We start from the raw sequence: 388 nt of genomic DNA on the forward strand, positions 1-388 counted from the left end.
TTTTTGGATCCCATTGATGGGTTTGGCTGCGGAACGAAAAAATGCGCTCCTTGGCGCGCGATTTTTCTTCGTCGCGGCGGGCGCCACCGAATACCAGGTCAAACTTGTATTTATCCAGGGCTTGCTTCAAGCCTTCGGTCTTGGTCAGGTCAGTGTGCAGCGCAGAACCATGGTCGAAGGGATTAATGTCTTTGCTGACCGCATCGGGGTTGGTATGCACGAGCAGGTCCATGCCGCTCTCACGCGCCATGTAGTCGCGGAACAGGTACATTTCCTGAAACTTCCAGCGTGTGTCGACATGCAGCAATGGAAAGGGCGGCAGCGAGGGGTAAAAGGCCTTGCGGGCAAGGTGCAGCATGACCGCACTGTCTTTACCCATGGAATACAG

Annotated in this window: 1 protein-coding gene; it reads right to left on the bottom strand. The window is 54.9% G+C overall.

Features of this window, described 5'->3' with window-relative positions; translation table 11 throughout:
- Positions 1-388: sulfate adenylyltransferase subunit CysD (cysD, locus tag KMS84_RS44075; RefSeq protein ID WP_498066974.1), on the bottom strand; the 388-nt coding region annotated here is incomplete at both ends.

Origin of the sequence: Streptomyces hilarionis, assembly GCF_024539675.1 — a bacterium.
GTDB classification, from domain to species: domain Bacteria; phylum Actinomycetota; class Actinomycetes; order Streptomycetales; family Streptomycetaceae; genus Streptomyces; species Streptomyces hilarionis.